This is a genomic window from Variovorax sp. YR752 (assembly GCF_943372545.1).
Genome location: NZ_CALRZC010000011.1, coordinates 19,512 through 33,839, shown reverse-complemented (window position 1 = coordinate 33,839; position 14,328 = coordinate 19,512). Strand labels below are relative to the sequence as shown.

The following is a 14,328-nucleotide window of genomic DNA, read 5'->3' as shown; positions in this document are numbered from 1 at the left end:
CCTGAGTCCTTTCGCGTCGTCACGCATGCCCCGAACGCCCCCCGATCTTCGCCACCACCACGGCTTCCATGCCGAGGACCTGCGCGCACCGAATGCGCTGCTGCTGGCGATGGAGGGCAGGGCGCCGTGGGAATACGCGGCCATGCTTGCGGCGACACCCTGGCTGCGCAAGCTGCCGCGCGGCGACGGCCACCCGGTGCTGGTCTTTCCCGGCCTCGGTGCCAACGACTTCACCACCGGCCCGCTGCGCCGCTTCCTCGATCAACTCGGCTACGTGACGCACCCCTGGGGCCAGGGCTTCAACTTCGGGCCGCGCCATGGCGTGCTCGAGCGCTCGAACAGCGATGTGCAGCGGCTGTTCCGTTCGCACGCGCGCAAGGTCAGCCTGATCGGCTGGAGCCTGGGCGGCATCTATGCGCGTGAACTCGCCAAGGAACTGCCCGACCATGTGCGCTGCGTCATCACGCTGGGCACGCCCTTCACCGGCCACCCGCGCGCGACGAATGCGTGGCGCTTCTTCGAACTGGTCAGCGGCCAGTCGGTGCACGATCAGAAGCTGATCGAGCAGATCCGCCAGGAGCCGCCGGTGCCGACCACCTCGGTCTGGTCACGCACCGACGGCATCGTCTCCTGGCGCTGCAGCGTGGTTGCACCCAGCCCGCTGGCCGAGAACATCGAAGTCCACGCCAGCCACGTCGGCATGGGTATGAACCCGCTGGCGCTGTACGCGATTGCCGATCGCCTCGCGCAACCGGCCGGCCACTGGAAGCCCTTCGAACCGCACGGCGCACGGCGCTGGTTCTTCCGCACCGCCCACCACGAGCAACGCGCCGCCTGATGCAGATTTCGGCCAACGGCATCTCGCTCGAAGTCGACGACCGCGGCCCGCCGTCGGGCGAGCCACTGGTGATGATCATGGGGCTGGGCATGCAACTGATCGCCTGGCCCGACGGCCTGGTCGACCAGCTGGTGGCTGGAGGCTTCCGCGTCATCCGCTTCGACAACCGCGACGTCGGCCTGTCGCAGCGTTTCGACCAGCTCGGCGTGCCCAACCTGCCTGCCGCCGCGATGCGCTACACGCTGGGCATGCCGGTGACGAGCCCGTACCGGCTCGCCGACCTCGCCGACGACACCGCCGCGCTGATCGAGGCGATGGGCCTCCCCAGCGCGCATGTCTGCGGCGCGTCGATGGGCGGCATGGTTGCGCAGCACCTGGCGGTGCGGCATCCGCAGCGGGTGCGCAGCCTGACGCTGATCATGACCACCTCGGGCGCGCGCCACCTGCCGCAGCCGGCCCTCAAGGTGCGGCTGGCGATGATGTCGCGGCCACGCAATTCGAAGAACCTCGACAGCGTCATCGAGCACTTCGTGGGCCTGTACGGCGTGATCGGCAGCCCCGCGTACCGGCCCGATCCGGCGCTGCTGCGCGAGCGGCTGGGGGCCTCGGTGACGCGCGCCTACCGGCCGGCAGCGACAGCGCGGCAGCTTGCCGCCATCCTGGCCGATGGCGACCGCACGCCGCTGCTGGCGCGCATCACGCAGCCGGTGCAGGTGATTCATGGCGTCGCCGATCCGCTGGTGCCGGTCGCGGCCGGGCATGACCTGATGCGCCACATCGCCGGCGCGCAGGGCGACTTCATCGACGGCATGGGCCACGACCTGCCGCAGCCGCTGTGGCCGCGCTTCGCCGCGGGCATCCGCTCGGCGGCCGACCGGGCCCGAACATCACCGACTGTGTCACCCAGGTAAAGCCGGCGCCGCCGGGTGCACCTACACCGTCCCGATGGCGTTGTTGCGGTGGGAACACCCCGCCAAGGAGCACGCCATGTCGTCCCGAACTCTGCGCAGTGGCTTGCTGCTCGCCGCCGGACTGCTGATGCTGGGCGGTTGTGTCGTCGCGCCGGCGCCGTACTACGGCTATGGCTACGGCGAGGCGGTGCCTGTCGCGCCGCCGCCGCCACAGGTCGAGTACTACGGCGCGCCGCCCGTGGTCGGCCAGATCTGGCTCAACGGCTACTGGGGCTGGCACGGCGGCCGGCATGTCTGGAACGGCGGTCGCTGGGCATCGCCTCCCGCGCCCGGCCAGCGCTGGCATGCACCGGAGTGGCGGCGCGAAGGCCCCGGCTGGCGCCAGCGCCCAGGTTACTGGGAGCGGCGCTGACCAGACCGGCGCCGATCCTTGCGCGCTGAGACAATGCGGGTCCAGCGAGAACCGACCCGCCTGTCTTGAACCCGACTCCGACTCACGATCCGTCCGCCTCTGCCTGGCGCCTGTCCGTCGCGCCGATGATGGACTGGACCGATCTGCACTGCCGCTACTTCCACCGCCTGCTGACGCATCGCACGCGCCTGTACACCGAGATGGTGACCACCGGCGCGCTGCTGCACGGTGACGTGCCGCGCCACCTCGACTACAACGACGAGGAGCACCCGCTGGCGCTGCAGCTCGGCGGCAGCGAGCCCGACGATCTCGCCCACTGCGCGAAGCTGGCCGTGCAATGGGGTTACGACGAGGTCAACCTCAACTGCGGCTGCCCGAGCGAGCGTGTGCAGCGCGGTGCCTTCGGCGCCTGCCTGATGGCCGAGCCGCAGCTGGTGGCCGACTGCGTGAAGGCGATGCGCGACGCGGTGGCGATCCCGGTGACGGTCAAGCACCGCATCGGCATCGACCGCATCGAGAGCTACGACTTCGTGCGCGACTTCGTCGGCACGGTGGCGGCGGCGGGTTGCGAGGTCTTCATCGTGCACGCGCGCAATGCCTGGCTGCAGGGCCTGAGCCCGAAGGAAAACCGCGAAGTGCCGCCGCTGCGCTACGAGTTCGTGCAACGGCTGCAGCGCGACTTCCCGGCGCTGCGCTTCGCGCTCAACGGCGGCGTGGCCAGCAACGCGCAGATCGAGGCGCTCTTCGCCGAGGGCGTGCAGGGTGTGATGGTCGGCCGCGAGGCCTACCACCACCCCTGGCTGCTCGCCGAATGGGACGCACGCTTCCTCGGCGCCGAGGCGGTGGAACGCAGCCGCGAGCAGGTCGAGGCGGCGATGGTCGAGTACATGGAGCGCGAAGTGAGCGAAGGCGAGCCCTGGTCGCGCGTCGCTCGCCACATGCTCGGCTTGTGGAACGGCCAGCCGGGGGCGCGGCGCTGGCGGCAGGTGTGGTCGGACCACAAGCTGAAGACATTGCCGCCCTCGGCCGTGGCCGGTCTGGCCACGCAGGCGCGGCGCCACCCGTTGGCGGCCGAAGCAGCCGCCTGATCCGGTTCAGCGAATCTCGGCGCGGCGCGACGGCCAGGTGGCCAGCACCACGCCGGCCAGCGCCAGCGCGAAGGCGCCGGCCTGTGCGGGGCTGAAGCGTTCACCCAGGAAGACAATGCCGGTGGCCGCGGCCGCCACCGGCAGCATCACGGTGAACACACCGGCCTGCGAGGCCGGCACATGCTTGAGACCGGTCATCCACAGCCACACCGTGACCATGCTGGCGGCCAGCGAATAGAAGATCAGCAGCCACCAGTGGCCGGCACTGACGGTGCCGAAATCGAAGCTCAGTGCCTGCCAGAGGCCCAGCGGCGTGACCAGCAACAGCCCCCACAGGTTGATCAGCGCGCTGATGCGCTTGGGCGAGACGTTGCCGGTGAGCTGCTTGCCGATCACCACGTAGATCGCCTCGCAGGTCACCGCGCCGAGCAGCAGCAGGTTGCCGACCAAGCCGCCCATGTCGCCACTGGAATTCTTGCCGAACGAGACCAGCGCGATGCCGCCCACCGCACAGGCAATGCCGATGGCCACACGCGGCGCGATGCGTTCCTTGAGGATGAGGCGCGAGAGGATCGCCACCACGGCGGGAATCGCCGCCATGATCACGCCGGCCGCCAGCGCCGAGGTGCGCGCCACGCCGAACAGCATGCACACCGAGAACAGGAAGTTGCCGAAGAAGGACTCGAGGAACAGCAGCTTGCGGTCGTGCGGGCTCAGCGGCGCTTCGCCCGGCTGGCGCCTCACCCAGCCGGCCATCGCCACCGCCGCGATGCCGAAGCGCAGCCAGGCGAGCAGGAAGATCGGCAGCACCAGCACCAGGATCTTCGACAGGCCGACGTAGCTGCCCACCAGCGCCATGCCGGAGGCGAGGCAGAAGTAGGACAGCCAGGGAACGGGATGGACCAACGCAGTCGCGCTCGGGGACGTCATCGAGGCGCGGATTAGAACAGGTCGCCGTAGTGCTGCATCTCCCAGTCGCTGACGTGGCGCGCATAGGCGATCCACTCGGCGCGCTTGGCCTCGATGAACTCCTGCGCCAGCGTGATGCCGAGTGCCTCGCACAGCACCGTGTCGGCCTGCAGGGCTTCGACCGCCTCGCCCAGGCTCTGCGGCAGCACGCCGATGCCGCGCGCGCGCAGGGCCGCGAGCGGCTGCTCGAACAGGTCGTCCGTGCAGGAAGGGCCGGGGTCGGTGCGCTTGGCGATGCCGTCCAGTCCGGCGGCGATCAGCCCGGCGGTGGCGAGGTAGGGATTCGCCGAAGCGTCCGGCAGCCGCCACTCGAATCGCCCGGCCAGTGTGCGGACCAGTGCGGTGCGGTTGTTCGGCCCGTGCGCGACATAGGCCGGCGCCCAGCTCGTGCCGGACAGCGATTCGCCGACCACCAGCCGCTTGTAGGAGTTCACCGTCGGCGCGGCCAGCGCGGCCAGGCCGGCCGAGTGCGCCAGCACGCCGCCGATGAAGTGGCGCATCGTGGTGTCACCCTCCGGCCCATCGAACAGGCAGCGCTCGCCGCTCCACAGCGAGACATGGAAGTGCATGCCGCTGCCCGGCTGGTTGGCGAAGGGCTTGGGCATCATCGAGAACACCAGCCCGTGCTGCTCGGCCAGCGTGTGCGCGGCGAGCTTGAACAGCATCAGGTGGTCGGCGCTCGTGAGTGCTTCGGCATGCAGGAAGTTCAGTTCGTACTGGCCGTGCGCGTCCTCGTGGTCGATCTGGAACACGTGCAGCCCGCAGGCCTGCAGGCCGGTGGCCAGCTCGTGCAGGAACTCGCGCCGCCGCGGCAGGCTCTTGAGGTCGTAGGAGGGCTTGTCGAGCCGGTCCTGCGCATCGGCCGGCGCGAAGCCGCGCTCGGTGCGGCGCAGCAGGAAGAACTCCGGCTCGATGCCGGTCTGCAGCGTCCAGCCACGCTCGGCCAGCCGCGCGACCTGGCGGCGCAGCACCTGGCGCGGGCAGCCGTCGAAGGGCTGGCCGGCGACGAAGCCGTCGCAGGCCAGCCGCGCGTAGCCGGGCATCCAGGGCAGGGCGCGCGCGGTCGCCATGTCGCCGCGGCCGTAGTACTCCGAGCGCGGGCCCATGCGCGGCAGGCCGGTGCCGGCGATCGACGGACCGGAGAAACCGGCGCCGGTCTCGACCAGCGTACGCAGCTGGTCGAGCGGAACGTACTTGCCCTTGGCGACACCGTGCAGGTCGGTGAACTGCGCGATCAGCGTGTGCACGCCCTGCGCCGCCAGCGACTCGCGCAGGGTGTCAACATTCGGCGGACCGCTCACGCGACCGCAGCCCGCAGCGAGGCTTTCAGGATCTCCATCGCCTCGTCGAACACCGGCTGCTGGATGCTCAGCGGGAACAGGAAGCGCACCACGTTCGCGTTGACGCCGCAGGTCAGCAGGATCAGGTTGCGCTTGAGCGCCTCGGCCTGCACCTTCTTCGTGAAGTCGGCATCGGGCTCTTCGCCGCCGGGCTGGTTGAACTCGACCGCGACCATTGCGCCGAGGCCGCGCACGTCGGCGATCTGCGGCACTTCCTTGCGCATGGCCTCGAGCACGCCCTTGAGCTGCTCGCCCAGCGCCGCGCCGCGCTCGGGCAGCTTCTCGTCGCGCATCACGTCGATGATCGCGTGCGCCGCGGCGATGGCCAGCGGGTTGCCGGCGTAGGTGCCGCCCAGGCCACCGGGCGCTGGCGCGTCCATGATCTCGGCCTTGCCCGACACCGCCGACAGCGGCACACCACCGGCCAGGCTCTTGGCGATGGTCATCAGGTCGGGCACCACGCCGAAGTGCTCCATCGCGAACATCTTGCCGGTGCGGCCGAAGCCGGTCTGGATCTCGTCGGCGATCAGCACGATGCCGTGCTCGTCACAGAGCTGGCGCAGCCACTGCACCGCTTCCGCCTGGATGACGTTGAAGCCGCCTTCGCCCTGCACCGGCTCGAAGATGATGGCCGCGACGCGGCTCGGCTCGATGTCGGCCTTGAAGATGCCGTGCACCGCCTTCTTCACTTCCGCCAGGTTGGCGCAGTGGCAGGGGAAGGGCGCGTGGTAGATCTCCGGCGGGAAGGGGCCGAAGCCGAGCTTGTAGGGCACCACCTTGCCGGTCAGCGACACCGCGAACAGGCTGCGGCCGTGGAAGGCGCCGCCGAAGGCGATCACGCCGCTGCGCTTGGTGTAGGAACGTGCGATCTTGATCGCGTTCTCCACCGCTTCGGCGCCGGTCGAGAACAGGGCCGTCTTCTTGGCGTGATCGCCCGGCGTCAGCGCGTTGAGCTTCTCGGCCAGCGCGATGTAGCTCTCGTAGGGCACCACCTGGTAGCAGGTGTGGGTGAATTTCTTCAGCTGCGCCTCGATGGCGGCGATCACCTTCGGGTGGCCGTGGCCGCTGTTCATCACCGCGATGCCACCGGCGAAGTCGATGAAGCGCCGGCCTTCGACGTCCCACAGCTCGGCGTTGTCGGCACGGTCGGCGAAGAAGGTGCCCATCACGCCCACGCCGCGCGGCGTGGCCGCGGCCTTGCGGGCCATCAGTTGTTCATTCAGGGAATGGTTCATGGTCTGCTCTCCTCAGGCCGCGTCGATGCGCAGCCAGGTGGTCTTCAGCTCGGTGTACTTGTCGAAGGCGTGCAGCGACTTGTCGCGGCCGTTGCCGCTCTGCTTGTAGCCGCCGAAGGGCACGGTGATGTCGTCCTCGTCGTACTGGTTGACGTGCACGGTGCCGGCGCGCAGCTGGCGCGCCACGCGGTGCGCACGGTTGACGTTGTGGCTCCACACGCTGGCCTGCAGGCCGTACGACGAGTCGTTGGCCAGCGCGACAGCCTCGGCTTCGGTGGCGAAGCGGATCACGCTCATCACCGGGCCGAAGATCTCCTCGCGGGCGATCTTCATGTCATTGCGCACGCCGGCGAACACCGTCGGCTCGACGTAGAAGCCGCCGGTCTCGCTGCGTGATCGTCGGCCGCCGGTGACCAGCGTGGCGCCCTCGGTGCTGCCGGCATCGATGTAGCCGAGCACGGTGCGCATCTGTGTCTCGTCGACCAGCGCGCCCATCTCGGCCGAGCCGGACAGCGGGTCGCCCGGCGCGTACTTGGGCGCCTCGGCGCCGACGATCGCGAGAAACTCGTCAGCCACCTTCTCGTGCACGAACACGCGCGACGGCGCGTTGCAGCTCTCGCCCTGGTTGAAGAACATGCTGCCGGCGACGGTCTTCGCGGCGCGCGCGATGTCCTCGAAGTCGTCGAACACCACGAAGGCCGACTTGCCGCCGAGTTCGTTGTAGACGCGCTTGAGGTTGCTGCGCCCGGCGTACTCGAGCATCTTGCGGCCCACTCGCGTGCTGCCGGTGAAGCCGATCGCGTCGACGTCCATGTGCAGCGCCAGCGCCTCACCGGCCTCGTGGCCGTAGCCCGGCACGACGTTGAACACACCCGGTGGCAGGCCGGCGTCGACGGCCAGCTCGGCCAGGCGCAGCGCCGTCAGCGGGCTCTTCTCACTGGGCTTGAGCACCACGCTGTTGCCGGCGGCCAGCGCCGGCCCCAGCTTCCAGGCGGCCATGATCATCGGGTAGTTCCAGGGCACCACCGCGCCGATCACGCCCATCGGCTCGCGGGTGATCAGCGCGAGTGCGCTCGCCGCCGTCGGGGCGATCTCGTCGTAGATCTTGTCGACAGCTTCCGCGTACCAGGCGATGGTGCGCGCGGTCGCGCCGACGTCCACCGCCAGGCTGTACTGCACCGGCTTGCCCATGTCGAGCGACTCGAGCAGCGCCAGTTCCTCCTTGGCGGCGAGGATCTTCTCGGCGAAGCGCTGCAGCACCTTCTTGCGTGCGGCCGGCGACTGGCCGGCCCAGCGCGTATCGGCGAAGGCTGCGCGGGCGGCGGCGACGGCGGCATCGATGTCCGCGCTGCGCCCCCGCGCGACGTCGGCGAGCGAGCGCCCGTCGATCGGCGAGGTCTTGGCGAAGGTCTCGCCGCTGGCAGCGGCGACGCGCTGGCCGGCGATCACCGCGCGGCCGTCGATGCGCAGCGCGGAGGCGGCGGCATGCCAGTCGGGGGCAGGCTTGTTCATGTCGATTCCTTCAGAAGCATGATCGCGTAGTGCTTGCGCACCGGCGTCAGGTTGCACCATTCGCCGCGGAAACCGCCGGGCACGACGAAGGCATCGCCGGCGCGGTAGTGCTGGGCGAGGCCCGCGCCGTCGGTCAGGCGGACTTCGCCTTCGAGCAGCACGCAGAACTCTTCTTCGTGCGGTTCGTAGACCACCTCCCAGCGGCCCGGCCCCGCCGCCCACTGACCGGCGAAGAACTGGCCGGTGGCATCGGTGTAGCCGTTCCACGCCCGCGGCTGGGGATCGCCTTCGCGCAGCCGTTCGGCGCGGATGGGCGACGCTTCGCCCGGCCCCTGCGCTTCGAGCCGCAGGGCGGGCGGAGAGTTCACGGCGTTCATGTCGACCTGGAGCCCGCCGCAGCGGGCTCCGTCCCGCATCAGAAGCTCAGCACCACCGAGGCGCCGAGCAGGTCGTTGCTCTTCTTGTAGGTGCCCGACTTCACGTCGTAGAACACCGGCACGTTCGCGCCGTCGCGGCGGTACTCGAGCTTGAAGGTGGTGTTCGTGTTGAACGCGTACTTCATGCCGAAGGACAGTGCGTAGCGGTTGGCCCCCTTGTCGCAGTCGGCGGTGGTCGGGTCGATGTCGCAGCCCAGGCCGGGGTTGGGGCCGATGCCGTTGCGGTAGTCGCCATAGCCGCCGTCGATGCCGAAGGCATCCCAGTAGCCGGTGTAGCCGAACAGGCCGCCGCCGGCCTCGTTGTTCTTGATGTAGTCGGCGCGCGCCAGCAGTTGCAGGCGCGGATCGATGTAGTAGCCGACCAGGCCCGACAGGCCGAACCACTTCGAGTCCGGGAAGTCGCCGCTGGCGTCCGGCATGATCGCCGCCTGCTTCTGCTGGCCGAGCGACAGCTGGCCCTGCAGTGTCAGGTCGCCGCGGATGTAGTACCCGTCGATCTCGAACAGGTGGGTCATCGTCTTGCGGTACTGCGTGCAGTCCGCATCGCGGCAGAGGTTGAAGTTGGTCGTCTTGCCGTGCAGCCCGGCGAAGCCAAAGCCGTCGTACTCGCCCTTCGAGTAGTCGACGCGGTAGACCAGCACCGGCTGGCGCTCGCCCTGCTTGCCGATGTTCTCGTTGACGTTGGCCACCAGGCCGCGCATCCACCACTTGCCGGTGGTGTAGTCGATGCCCGCGCCGGTGTAGGTGGTCGGCAGCGTGAAGTCGAACAGCAGGTTGTGGGTGATGAACGGGTTCAGCGTCGGCTGCTGGTACTCGTAGCCCGACCAGTCGGGGATCTGGCCGGCGATGAAGCGCGTCTGCAGATCGGTCAAGGGCACCGACACCGAGGCCTCCTGCACGATGTTCGTGCCGCCGGAGGTCGCCGCACCGGCGCCGCGGTTGGGCGACAGCGTCAGCTTGAAGCGCGAACCGCTGTCGGTTTCCTTCGTGAAGTCGATCGACGCCGAACCGATGTAGGAGGTGTCGTAGAAGAAGCCGTCGCCCTGCGAATTGAGGAACTGGAAGCCGGAGCGCTTCTGGCCGCGGTTGAAGATGTAGGCCACGTCCATGTAGCCGGAGATGGTCAGGCCCTTCAGGCCCCACAGCTCGAGGTTGTCTTCGGTGGCCTCGGTCTTCACCGAGATGCGGTTGAACTCGGCGGCCTGCTCGGGCGTCATGCCCCACTGGCCGGCGGCCGGTTTGGCGGCCTCACCGGTCTTCTGCTTGCCCTCGAGCTCGGTCACGCGCTTCTTGAGCTCCTGGATCTCCTTGATCAGGTCGGCGGTCGACTGCGCGGCGGCGCCGCTGGCCAGCGTCGCGCCGAGGGCGAGCAGGGCGGCCTGCGCGAGGGCGGTGGGTTGCCGGAAGTTCATCGGGTTCTCCTCGTTTTGGTCAATCGTTTCAGCATCAATGTTTCTTGCCGGGCGCTCAGCCGCCGCGCGCGGCCGCGGCGAGTTCCTGGGCACGCTTGCGCTCGGCGCGGGCGATGGCCAGGCTGGCGAGCACCACGCCCACCGAGACCACCAGCACGATGATGGTGGCCACCGCGTTCACGCTCGGGTTCAACCCGAGGCGGGCGCGAGAGAAGATGACCAGCGGCATCGTCGTCGAGCCCGGGCCTGACAGGAAGGCGGAGAGCACCACGTCGTCGAGCGAGAGCGTGAAGGTCAGCAGCCAGGCCGACATCAGCGACTGCGCGATCATCGGCAGCGTCACCAGGTAGAACACCTGGTGCGGCCGCGCGCCGAGGTCCATCGCCGCCTCCTCGAGTTGCGGGTTCAGGTCCTGAAGTCGCGCCTGCACGACGACGGTCGCGTAGGCCATGCCCAGCAGCAGGTGGCCGATCCAGATGGTCAGCATGCCGCGTTCGGGGAAGCCGAGCAGGCGCTGCACCGACACCAGCATCAGCAGCAGCGACAGGCCGATGATCACCTCGGGCATGACCAGCGGCGCGTTGACCATGCCGGTGAACATCGTGCGGCCGGTGAAGCGCTTGTACTTGACCAGCGCGAACGCGGCCAGCGTGCCCAGCACCACCGAACCGCAGGCGGTGAAGAAGGCGATCTGCAGGCTCAGCCACAGGCCGGAGATCATCTCGCGGTCGGCCGGCAGGCCGGCATACCACTTCAGCGTGAAGCCGGCCCAGACGTTGGGGATCGGCGAGTCGTTGAAGGAATAGATGACCAGCGCGACGATCGGCAGGTAGAGGAACACGTAGCCGGCCGCCAGCCAGGCCTTCGAGAAGCCCTTGGCGAAGCCGGCGCCGAACAGCGTCTTGCCGCCGCTCATCGCCGCTGCTCCTGGGCCTGCGCCTGGTAGCGGTTGAAGATGGCCAAGGGCACCAGGATCAGCAGGATCATCACCACCGCCACGGTCGAGGCCATCGGCCAGTCGTTGTTGCTGAAGAACTCGTCCCACAGCACGCGGCCGATCATCAGCGTCTGCGGCCCGCCGAGCAGTTCGGGGATGACGAACTCGCCGATGCAGGGAATGAACACCAGCATCGAGCCGGCGATGATGCCGGCCTTGGACAGCGGCACCGTGACCTTCCAGAACGCCACCCAGGGCGTGGCGCCGAGGTCGGAGGCCGCCTCGAGCAGGCGCAGGTCCATCTTCGCCAGGTTGCCGTACAGCGGCAGGATCATGAAGGGCAGGTAGGTGTAGACCATGCCCAGAACCAGCGAGAACGGCGAGTTCATGAACTTGCCCAGCGCCGGGATGACGCCGGCGGCCAGCAGCAGGTGGTCGACCTTCAGGAAGATCAGCAGTTCGGACACCCAGCCGTGCTCGGTCAGCAGGCCCTTCCAGGCGTAGACGCGCAGCAGGAAGGAGGTCCAGAAGGGCAGCATCACCAGCATCAGCAACGCCGGCTGCAACGTTGCCTTGGCGCGCGCCATGAAGTACGCGAAGGGGTAGCCGATGGCCAGGCACAGCGCCGTGGTGACGGCCGCGTACTTGATGCTCGACAGGTAGGTCGTGAAGTAGAGGTCGTCCTGCGTGATGAAGACGTAGTTCGACAGCTTCAGCGTCAGCGCCAGCACGCCTTCCTTGATCGTCAGCACGTCCTTGAAGATCACGCCCTCCACCTCGGAGACGCTGATCTTCAGCACGATCAGGAACGGGAACAGGAAGAACAGCAGCAGCCACAGGTAGGGCAGCCCGATCACCGCGGTGCGACCGCGGGCCAGCCAGGCGAGCAGGGCGCGAAGCTTCAGCATGCGCGCCTCACTGCGTCAGCACCACTTGTGACTGGCGCGACCAATGCGCCCACGCCTCGCTGCCCCAGGTGAGCTCGTGCTCCGGGTGGCGCTGGGTGTTGTTCTGGCTGATCTTCAGCACGCGGCCCGAGGGCAGCTCGAGGTGGTAGACCGTGAAGCTGCCGAAGTAGGACAGGTTCTTCACCACGCCCTTGGCGCGGTTGAAGCCGGGGCCATGATCGGGGTCGGCCGGCGGGTGGGGGGAGAGATGGATCTTCTCCGGCCGCACTGCCACCGTCACCGGCATGCCCTGCGTGCCGGTGATGCCATGGCCGACGTAGTGCTTCAGGTCCTCGCAGTCGACCACGCAGTGGTCGGCCTCGTCTTCGGCCAGCGTGCCTTCCATCAGGTTCACGTTGCCGATGAAGTCGGCGACGAAGCGTGTCGCCGGCGTCTCGTAGATGTCGGCCGGCGCGCCGACCTGCAACACCTTGCCCTCGCTCATGATGGCGATGCGCGAGGCCATGGTCATGGCCTCTTCCTGGTCGTGCGTCACCATCACGCAGGTCACGCCGACCTCCTCGATGATGTTGACCAGCTCGATCTGCGTTTCCTCGCGCAGCTTCTTGTCGAGCGCGCCGAGCGGTTCGTCGAGCAGCAGCAGCTGCGGCCGCTTGGCCAGGCTGCGCGCCAGCGCCACGCGCTGCTGCTGTCCGCCGGAGAGCTGGTGCGGCTTGCGCTTGGCCAGCTTGCCGAGTTGCACCAGCTTGAGCATGGACTCGACCCGTTCGACGATCTTGTCCTTGGCCATGCCTTCGCGGCGCAGGCCGAAGGCGATGTTCTCCCACACCGTCAGGTGCGGGAAGAGCGCGTAGCTCTGGAACATCATGTTGATCGGGCACTCGTAGGGCGGCATCGCCGCGAGGTCCTGCCCGTTGAGCAGGATGCGCCCGGACGTCGGTGTCTCGAAGCCCGCGAGCATGCGCAGCAGTGTCGTCTTGCCGCAGCCGGACGAGCCGAGCAGCGCGAAGATCTCGCCCTTGGCGATCTCCAGGCTGACGTGGTTGACCGCGACGGCACCGCCGCCGAAGTCCTTCACCACGTCCTGGATCTGCAGGAATGCCGGTGCTGCCGTCGCGCTCATGTGTCCTCCCTCGGCGCGGCTGTCAGAGACCGGTCTTGAAGCTGGTGTACAGGCGCGTCATCGTGCGGCGGATGTCGTTGGACAGCGCGTCCGGTGCCTGCATCTTCTTCATGTCCTCGGCGCTGGGGAACACCGTCGGGTTGTTGGCCACGTCGGGCCTGACGAACTTCTTCGAGGCCGCGTTCGGGTTGGCGTAGAAGACCTTGTTGGTCAGGCTCGCATGCACCTCGGGGCGCAGGATGAAGTCGATGAACTTGTGCGCATTGCCCGGGTGCGGCGCGTCGGCCGGGATCACCATCACGTCGAAGAACAGCACGCCGCCGGTCTTCGGGATCAGCGCCTCGATCTTCTGGCCGGTCTTGCCGTCGATGGCGCGCTGGCGGGCGATGTTGATGTCGCCAGACCAGCCCAGCGCCAGGCAGATCGAGCCGTTGGCCATGTCGTTGATGTAGCCCGACGAGCTGAACAGCGTGACGTGCGGGCGGATCGACTTGAGCAGCGGAGCGACGCCGGAGTAGTCGGCCTGGTTCTTCGAGTAGGCCGGCTTGCCCAGGTAGTGCAGCGCGGCGGGGATGACCTCGGTGGCGGAGTCGAGCACGCTGACGCCGCAGCCCTTCAGCTTGGAGATGTACTCGGGCTTGAAGATCAGGTCCCAGGCGTTGTCGGGCATCGGCATGCTGCCGAGCGCCGCCTTGACCTTGTCGACATTGATGCCTACCGTGGTGTAGCCCCACAGCCAGTTGACCTGGTACTGGTTGCCCGGGTCGAGCTTGGCGAGCTGTTCCTGCAGCGCCGGGTCGAGGTTCTTCAGGTTGGGGATCCTGGCCTTGTCCAGCTTCATCAGCAGGCCGCCGTCGGCCTGCACCTTGGCCCAGTACGAGGACGGCACGACCACGTCGTAGCCGGTCTTGCCCGCCACCAGCTTGGCGTGGACGATCTCGTTGTTGTCGAAGTTGTCGTAGCGGACCTTGATGCCGGTCTCTTTCTCGAAGTTCCGGATCGTGTCTTCGGCGATGTAGTCGGACCAGTTGTAGACGTTGAGCACCTTCTCCTCTTCCTGCGCTGCGGCCGGCGGGCCCCACAGCAGGGCCGTGGCGGCCAGCATGGCCGAGGTCAGAGAGGAGAGGGTGCAGAGCATCCGTTTCATGGTGGACTTCCTTCGTGTCGAGGTGAGTTCGAGGCTGGAATACGGTTTGGTGTACGAGC

At 68.3% G+C, this 14,328-nt stretch carries 14 protein-coding genes; 4 read left to right on the top strand and 10 right to left on the bottom strand.

Annotation, left to right across the window (positions count from 1 at the left end; all coding sequences use genetic code 11):
* The first annotated feature begins 25 nt into the window (after window positions 1-25).
* The 4 genes from AAG801_RS04210 (at window position 26) to dusA (ending at window position 3,249) form a co-directional block, all read left to right on the top strand.
* The gene (locus tag AAG801_RS04210; protein ID WP_341887300.1) at window positions 26-838 is read left to right on the top strand and encodes an alpha/beta hydrolase; all 813 of its coding nucleotides are present in this window, start codon (window positions 26-28) and stop codon (window positions 836-838) included.
* Window positions 838-1,749 (top strand): alpha/beta fold hydrolase, encoded by a 912-nt coding sequence (locus AAG801_RS04205; protein ID WP_341887299.1) that lies wholly within the window; start codon window positions 838-840, stop codon window positions 1,747-1,749. The genes AAG801_RS04210 and AAG801_RS04205 overlap by 1 nt, the downstream gene beginning before the upstream one ends.
* A 76-nt stretch (window positions 1,750-1,825) precedes the next feature.
* The gene (locus tag AAG801_RS04200; RefSeq protein WP_341887298.1) at window positions 1,826-2,161 is read left to right on the top strand and encodes a hypothetical protein; all 336 of its coding nucleotides are present in this window, start codon (window positions 1,826-1,828) and stop codon (window positions 2,159-2,161) included.
* 65 nt (window positions 2,162-2,226) lie between these two features.
* On the top strand, window positions 2,227-3,249 hold the full coding sequence (dusA, locus tag AAG801_RS04195; protein WP_341887297.1) for a tRNA dihydrouridine(20/20a) synthase DusA: 1,023 nt from the start codon (window positions 2,227-2,229) through the stop codon (window positions 3,247-3,249).
* Window positions 3,250-3,255: 6 nt separating this feature from the next.
* Here the strand turns inward: dusA and AAG801_RS04190 are convergent, their stop codons facing one another.
* From AAG801_RS04190 to AAG801_RS04145, 10 genes are read right to left on the bottom strand one after another with little or no spacing between them, the layout of a single operon-like run.
* Window positions 3,256-4,179: a DMT family transporter gene (locus tag AAG801_RS04190; protein WP_341887296.1), complete on the bottom strand. Its 924-nt coding sequence runs from the start codon at window positions 4,177-4,179 to the stop codon at window positions 3,256-3,258.
* 11 nt (window positions 4,180-4,190) lie between these two features.
* Window positions 4,191-5,519, bottom strand: coding sequence for a type III glutamate--ammonia ligase (gene glnT, locus AAG801_RS04185; protein WP_341887295.1), 1,329 nt, complete (start codon window positions 5,517-5,519; stop codon window positions 4,191-4,193).
* The gene (gabT, locus tag AAG801_RS04180; RefSeq protein WP_341887294.1) at window positions 5,516-6,793 is read right to left on the bottom strand and encodes a 4-aminobutyrate--2-oxoglutarate transaminase; all 1,278 of its coding nucleotides are present in this window, start codon (window positions 6,791-6,793) and stop codon (window positions 5,516-5,518) included. The genes glnT and gabT overlap by 4 nt, the downstream gene beginning before the upstream one ends.
* Before the next feature lie 12 nt (window positions 6,794-6,805).
* A complete protein-coding gene (locus AAG801_RS04175) occupies window positions 6,806-8,305 on the bottom strand; it encodes an aldehyde dehydrogenase (protein WP_341887293.1) in 1,500 nt (499 codons plus the stop codon).
* Entirely contained in the window at window positions 8,302-8,673 is a 372-nt protein-coding gene (locus tag AAG801_RS04170; protein ID WP_341887292.1) for a cupin domain-containing protein, read from the bottom strand. Before AAG801_RS04170 ends, AAG801_RS04175 begins: the two co-directional genes overlap by 4 nt.
* 47 nt (window positions 8,674-8,720) lie before the next feature.
* Window positions 8,721-10,154, bottom strand: coding sequence for a DUF3138 family protein (locus tag AAG801_RS04165; protein ID WP_341887291.1), 1,434 nt, complete (start codon window positions 10,152-10,154; stop codon window positions 8,721-8,723).
* Window positions 10,155-10,209: 55 nt separating this feature from the next.
* On the bottom strand, window positions 10,210-11,070 hold the full coding sequence (locus AAG801_RS04160; RefSeq protein WP_341887290.1) for an ABC transporter permease subunit: 861 nt from the start codon (window positions 11,068-11,070) through the stop codon (window positions 10,210-10,212).
* Window positions 11,067-11,999, bottom strand: a complete 933-nt coding sequence (locus AAG801_RS04155; protein WP_341887289.1) for an ABC transporter permease subunit — start codon at window positions 11,997-11,999, stop codon at window positions 11,067-11,069. The genes AAG801_RS04160 and AAG801_RS04155 overlap by 4 nt, the downstream gene beginning before the upstream one ends.
* Before the next feature lie 7 nt (window positions 12,000-12,006).
* On the bottom strand, window positions 12,007-13,122 hold the full coding sequence (gene potA / locus AAG801_RS04150; RefSeq protein WP_341887288.1) for a polyamine ABC transporter ATP-binding protein: 1,116 nt from the start codon (window positions 13,120-13,122) through the stop codon (window positions 12,007-12,009).
* Between the two features lie 22 nt (window positions 13,123-13,144).
* Complete coding sequence (locus AAG801_RS04145) at window positions 13,145-14,227, bottom strand: polyamine ABC transporter substrate-binding protein (RefSeq protein ID WP_341887338.1); 1,083 nt, start codon at window positions 14,225-14,227, stop codon at window positions 13,145-13,147.
* Between the last annotated feature and the right edge of the window lie 101 nt (window positions 14,228-14,328).

Bases quoted from the DNA above. Each gene is read 5' to 3' on its own strand.
- AAG801_RS04210 (WP_341887300.1), top strand. From the start codon at position 26: ATGCCCCGAACGCCCCCCGATCTTCGCCACCACCACGGCTTCCATGCC.
- AAG801_RS04200 (WP_341887298.1), top strand. From the start codon at position 1,826: ATGTCGTCCCGAACTCTGCGCAGTGGCTTGCTGCTCGCCGCCGGACTG.
- AAG801_RS04160 (WP_341887290.1), bottom strand. From the start codon at position 11,070: ATGAGCGGCGGCAAGACGCTGTTCGGCGCCGGCTTCGCCAAGGGCTTC.
- potA (WP_341887288.1), bottom strand. From the start codon at position 13,122: ATGAGCGCGACGGCAGCACCGGCATTCCTGCAGATCCAGGACGTGGTG.
- AAG801_RS04145 (WP_341887338.1), bottom strand. From the start codon at position 14,227: ATGCTGGCCGCCACGGCCCTGCTGTGGGGCCCGCCGGCCGCAGCGCAG.
- gabT (WP_341887294.1), bottom strand. From the start codon at position 6,793: ATGAACCATTCCCTGAATGAACAACTGATGGCCCGCAAGGCCGCGGCC.
- AAG801_RS04175 (WP_341887293.1), bottom strand. From the start codon at position 8,305: ATGAACAAGCCTGCCCCCGACTGGCATGCCGCCGCCTCCGCGCTGCGC.
- AAG801_RS04190 (WP_341887296.1), bottom strand. From the start codon at position 4,179: ATGACGTCCCCGAGCGCGACTGCGTTGGTCCATCCCGTTCCCTGGCTG.
- AAG801_RS04165 (WP_341887291.1), bottom strand. From the start codon at position 10,154: ATGAACTTCCGGCAACCCACCGCCCTCGCGCAGGCCGCCCTGCTCGCC.
- AAG801_RS04205 (WP_341887299.1), top strand. From the start codon at position 838: ATGCAGATTTCGGCCAACGGCATCTCGCTCGAAGTCGACGACCGCGGC.
- AAG801_RS04155 (WP_341887289.1), bottom strand. From the start codon at position 11,999: ATGCTGAAGCTTCGCGCCCTGCTCGCCTGGCTGGCCCGCGGTCGCACC.